Below are 1,552 nucleotides of genomic sequence, written 5' to 3'. Positions count from 1 at the left end.
GCGCGAGGGGAAACCCGGCAGCTGCTCGGTGCTCCTTGTTTCCGGTCGCTGCCAACGAGCCGACGCTGACCCCATGAAACGAGTTCGTAAAGGAGACGATGTTTGACCTGCCGGTCACCTGGCGAGCCAGCTTTAGTGCCGCCTCGACAGCGTTCGTACCTGTCGGACCGGGAAACTGTAATTTATATGTCAGACCACGGGGCTTTAGAATGTACCGTTCAAAAGCTTCCATGAAGGCCTTCTTGGCCGTCGTGGCAAGATCCAGCCCATGCACAATTCCGTCGCGCTCGATATAATCCAGCAACGCTTTCTTGAGGACAGGGTTATTGTGCCCGTAGTTCAGGGCGCCTGAACCTCCGAAGAAGTCAAGGTATTCCCGACCGTCTGCGGCGAAGAGGGCGGTGCCTACCCCGCGATCGAACAGAACCGGAAACGATCGGATGTAGCAGCGCACCTCAGACTCAAGGCGGTCAAAGAGCGCGAGACTTGTATCGTTTATAGGGGTGACCTGATCGTCCATGGGGCGTAATCCTTTCGACGGCAGCCTGCAAACGCTTCAGGCCGGTTCTTCATATTAGTTACGAGGTGAACGCGTGTTCGTTGCTCGAATCAATCCAGTGACCTTCTCAAGCTTTAAGTGTTCCGAAACCAAATCGGACTGCTGGCCTGCCGCCCTGGGCGCCAATCCTCTTCCGGAGGCCGAAGCCGATAGATAGAGACAGGTCACACGTTCCACGTTGTCCGGATCTTCGGGTACATTCGGCTCGCTGCACCTCAATCCAAAATAGCCAGCGGATTTTCTCGCAATTGATGATTGAGGCAGTGCCGCTTTTCGACTGCTCTAGCGTCGGGAGGGCTCCATCCCCGACGAAGCTCCTCGCTATGTGACGGCGGCTTTTGGATCAGCGCGGCGTTTCTAGATGTGCATGGGAGACCCCTTTTCCAAGCGGCAGCTATAACTGAGCGGACCGACATCCAACGTGTGACCATGATCTCCTAGAACGCGTCTTCCTTGGGTTAAGTTGTAATAAAATCTGCAATCATCTTGTTCCGGCGTGCTGAAGGTTTCTTTAAATTGATAGTGCCCCCTGGCTTAGATACCCGGCGAGCATGTGGGAGTGGGTATTAACCGGCTAGAACCGAGCGTGGTGCTGCCGACATGACCCGCGCGATGCATCCGGTCGCCGTCGAGGATGGTCCGCTCCGCCGCTCCACGCGCCATGCCTTCACAGCCAGTTGCACTGTCCTCAGGTCTTCTTCGTGAAGCGCGACGGATCGGCACTCATGAGGCGCTGGAGGACCGTGACTGCCGAAAGCGTTGGCTCGGCCTCGAGCCATGCCCGAATCCCGGGCGTCGTAAGGCTGCAGCATGCTCGGCCTCTTCGGATAGGGTTTGATCGGCCGATACGGCGCTCAACCGCCGGCAGCAAGACGGGTTAAGCTGCTTCAGATCGGGCGGGCAATCGAGGCCTTCATATCGGTTCTGTCTTCCTTCAGAATTGCGTCGGAGATTTTCTCAGCCACCATGATCGTTGGAATGTTTGTATTGGCC

General features: G+C 56.7%; 1 protein-coding gene. It reads right to left on the bottom strand.

The genetic code is table 11. The features are described from left to right. On the bottom strand, window positions 1–520 hold a 520-nt coding region (locus ACWUKX_RS30895), incomplete at its 3' end, for an aminotransferase class III-fold pyridoxal phosphate-dependent enzyme (protein ID WP_456010446.1). Window positions 521–1,552 lie beyond the last annotated feature (1,032 nt).

It is taken from the genome of Mesorhizobium sp. f-mel (genome assembly GCF_053850215.1).
This window is presented reverse-complemented; position numbering and strand designations above follow the sequence as displayed.